The organism is Nonomuraea diastatica, from assembly GCF_004349015.1.
GTDB lineage: Bacteria > Actinomycetota > Actinomycetes > Streptosporangiales > Streptosporangiaceae > Nonomuraea > Nonomuraea diastatica.
On the sequence record NZ_SMKP01000392.1, the window covers coordinates 1 to 1,750 of the forward strand.

Below are 1,750 nucleotides of genomic sequence, written 5' to 3' on the forward strand. Positions count from 1 at the left end.
GTGATGGTGCGGATTGTGGTGATCAACCCGTCTACCAGGAGCTTCTTCATGTCACCGGCCGAACGCCGGCATCGCGATCACGCTGTTACCCGGGGTATCCGTAGGGGAGGTTGGAAAAGGTTCAGTGAAGCCATGATCACATAAAACAAGCTAAGGTACGCGAGAGAAAGGAAACATGCACAGATTACAGCGTTTCCGGCGATTACTGGTCCCGTTCATGGCTGTACTGACTGTGAGTGCGACTATCGCGCCGGTTTCGGCGACCGAAACGGTTGGCACCGACCCGGCGTCGAAGCTGTCCATCGAAAAAGAGCCCTTCAGCCACCTACCTCCGGGCACTCTGGATCTGATGAAGGAGCAGGAGCCGCGTAAACGGGCCGCGAACAAGATACAAGAAGTTCTGGTGCAGCTCGTCGGTGACGTCCGGAATCCGCAGGGGAGCGGCTTCGCCGGTATTCACATCAACAACGAAAGCGTGCAGGTCTGGTGGAAAGGCAAAGTGCCCTCCGCCATCTCCGCCATCTCCGCCGCCATTGAAAGCGCACGAGTCGACGCCCCGGTGACTGTCACGCAGGCCCCATACTCACGCGCCGAACTGCACGCCGAGGCAGACAAGCTCAAAGAGCAGATGTTCAAGGACCCCAAGGGTGCCATCCACCGGGTGGAGGTCAAGGGCGACGGCTCGGGCATAGTCGCCGTAACCGAGGTCACCACGACACGGTCACAACTGCAGGCCGGCTACTCGGCCTTGGCCGACATACGCGTCCCCCTGACGATCAAGCAGGAAGCCCGGGCTAGGACCGCTGGCCGTCTGAACGACACCAATCCCTTCTTCGCGGGCGCGAGAATCTGGGACGGCGGAAGCGCCTTCTGTACTGCGGGCTGGCCTGTGCAGGGGCGCACCAGCGGCTACTGGTATCTCGTGACGGCGAGCCACTGTGGCTATGAAGGCCAGTACTGGTGGAACAGCGCAGGATCGGCGAACATCGGCTATGCCACCAGTGAGAAGGTCAACTACGACCTCATGCTGATCGGGATGCCGGGTCCCGAGTTTAACAAGTACATGTGGGACGGGGGCGTCCCTGGCGGCGCCAACACCAGCCCTGAGTACACCAAGTCGGTTGCCGGATGGAGTCACGTCACTCCGGGCGAATGGCTCTGCACCTCGGGATCGTTCAGCGGCGCCGTGTGCCTGTGGCAGGTCAGGAACGACTTCCCGGTCGGATACTGCAGCACCGACCTGTGGGGAACTTACGAGTGCACAGCAGCGCTGACAGCAACGTCCCCACACGCCGACGCATCCGCGCCACCGTCCACACGCGTCTGACCACAATCTCGATCAGCCGAGCAGGACGGTTGCTCCGCCTGAAAAGCGAACCGTCGTGCTGGTCGCCCGAGGAAGCTACCTCCGCATGAAGGGGACGTCGTAAACAGGCGGTTGGCCGTTCATCAACTCGGTCAGGTCCTCATCAGTGAGAGCAAGCTCGTAGGCGTTGCCTGCTTGTCGCGGATCCCAGCCGTGATTGAGTGCCATGCGTATGGTCGCCGTCACGGGCGCCGGCCGTATGGCCATCGTCCGTTCTCCCCACCAGGCGTCCGGGCGTGAGCAGGGAAGCGACACCAGGGTCACGTCCACGGACGTGGTGTATGAGTCGATCTTCGAGTGATCCTGTTTTTGCAGGTTAAGCGGTAAGTGTGTGCGGAAGTGGGTTCTGGGCCGGTGTGTCGCCGGTGATCAACCGGACGCGGG

2 protein-coding genes are annotated in these 1,750 nt (G+C 61.5%); both read left to right on the forward strand.

Annotated features, from left to right (window positions below; all coding sequences use genetic code 11):
- The first annotated feature begins 175 nt into the window (after positions 1 to 175).
- Positions 176 to 1,327 (forward strand): chymotrypsin family serine protease, encoded by a 1,152-nt coding sequence (locus E1294_RS51790; protein ID WP_132520681.1) that lies wholly within the window; start codon positions 176 to 178, stop codon positions 1,325 to 1,327.
- Between the two features lie 205 nt (positions 1,328 to 1,532).
- Positions 1,533 to 1,667: a hypothetical protein gene (locus E1294_RS57675; RefSeq protein ID WP_281284640.1), complete on the forward strand. Its 135-nt coding sequence runs from the start codon at positions 1,533 to 1,535 to the stop codon at positions 1,665 to 1,667.
- Positions 1,668 to 1,750: the final 83 nt, after the last annotated feature.

Coding starts and splice junctions, on each gene's coding strand:
- E1294_RS51790 (WP_132520681.1), top strand. CDS start 176: ATGCACAGATTACAGCGTTTCCGGCGATTACTGGTCCCGTTCATGGCT.
- E1294_RS57675 (WP_281284640.1), top strand. CDS start 1,533: ATGCGTATGGTCGCCGTCACGGGCGCCGGCCGTATGGCCATCGTCCGT.